Below are 1,771 nucleotides of genomic sequence, written 5' to 3'. Positions count from 1 at the left end.
AACGCCCCCTCGGCCTTCACCTACGCCTGGATCGGCCCCTTCGTTGGCGCGGCGGTGCGCCCCATCGGCGGCTGGATCTCCGACAAGGTGGGCGGCTCCATCGTCACGCAGGTCATCTCGGCGGTGATGGTGGTGGCGTCGTGCGCGGTGGGCTACGTGATGATGCAGGCCTACGGCTCGGCCACGCCGGAGCAGTATTTCCCGGCGTTCATCGGCCTCTTCATCGTGCTGTTCTTTGCCAGCGGCATCGGCAACGGCTCGACCTTCCGCACCATCGGCGTCATCTTCGACCGCCAGCAAGCCGGCCCCGTGCTGGGCTGGACGTCGGCCATCGCCGCCTACGGCGCCTTCGTCGCGCCGGTGGTCATCGGCAACCAGATCAAGGCCGGCACACCGCAGTTCGCGATGTACGGCTTTGCGGTGTTCTACGCGCTGTGCCTGGTCCTCAACTGGTGGTTCTACCTGCGCAAGAACGCGTATGTGAAGAACCCTTGAACTCGGCATCGCACTTGAAACGACACATTCACCAAATCTCCGTTCTGGCTGAGCCTGTCGAAGCCAGCGTGCCTCGGCACAGGGCCAACGACCGCCTCAGGGCGAACGGGGTTGCTTTCGGAGCCAACACATGAGCCACTTCCTAGACCGACTCAGCTACTTCTCGGCCCCCAGGGAAAACTTCTCGGGCGACCACGGTGTCACCAACGGTGAAGACCGCACCTGGGAAGACACCTACCGCAACCGCTGGGCGCACGACAAGATCGTGCGCTCCACCCACGGCGTGAACTGCACCGGCTCGTGCTCCTGGAAGATCTACGTCAAGGGCGGCATCGTCACCTGGGAAACCCAGCAGACCGACTACCCGCGCACCCGCTGGGACATGCCCAACCACGAGCCGCGCGGCTGCGCTCGTGGCGCGTCGTATTCCTGGTACCTGTATTCCGCCAACCGCGTGAAGTACCCGATGGTGCGCGGCCGCCTGCTCAACCGCTGGCGCGAAGCGCGCGCCGCCCACGACCCGGTGGGCGCCTGGACGAGCATCGTCGAAGACGATGTGGCGCGGCGCGACTACCAGGCCGTGCGCGGCCTCGGCGGCTTCGTGCGCTCGAACTGGGACGAGGTCAACGAAATCGTGGCCGCGGCCAACGTCTACACCATCAAGAAGTACGGCCCCGACCGGGTGATCGGCTTCTCGCCCATCCCGGCCATGAGCATGGTCAGCTACGCCGCCGGCAGCCGCTACCTCAGCCTGATCGGTGGCGTGTGCATGAGCTTCTACGACTGGTACTGCGACCTGCCGCCGAGCAGCCCGCAGGTCTGGGGCGAGCAGACCGACGTGCCCGAGTCGGCTGACTGGTACAACTCCAGCTTCATCATCGCCTGGGGCTCCAACGTGCCCCAGACACGCACCCCCGACGCGCACTTCTTCACCGAGGTCCGCTACAAGGGCGCCAAGACGGTGGCGGTCACACCCGACTACTCCGAGGTGGCCAAACTCTCCGACATCTGGATGCACCCGAAGCAGGGCACCGATGCGGCGGTTGCGATGGCGATGGGCCACGTGATCCTGAAAGAGTTCTACTTCGACAAGCGCTCGACCTACTTCGACGACTACGCGCGCCGCTACACCGATCTGCCGATGCTGGTGATGCTGAAAGAGCACACGCTGCCCGGCGGCGAAACAGTGATGGTGCCCGACCGTTATGTGCGCGCCTCCGATTTCAACGGCAAGCTCGGCCAGGCCAACAACCCCGAGTGGAAGACCGTCGCCCTG

General features: G+C 65.2%; 2 protein-coding genes. Both read left to right on the top strand.

The genetic code is table 11. The features are described from left to right. Positions 1–495 (top strand): MFS transporter (locus RMO40_RS21140; RefSeq protein WP_489660214.1); only part of this gene is annotated, 495 nt, incomplete at its 5' end. 130 nt (positions 496–625) lie between these two features. Next, positions 626–1,771: molybdopterin-dependent oxidoreductase (locus RMO40_RS21135; RefSeq protein WP_309725530.1), on the top strand; the 1,146-nt coding region annotated here is incomplete at its 3' end.

The sequence above is a fragment of the Rhizobacter sp. genome (assembly GCF_031412075.1).
In the GTDB taxonomy this organism is placed as follows: Bacteria; Pseudomonadota; Gammaproteobacteria; order Burkholderiales; family Burkholderiaceae_C; genus Rhizobacter.
The sequence above is the reverse complement of the archived record's forward strand: the minus strand, read 5'-3'. Positions and strand labels throughout refer to the sequence as shown.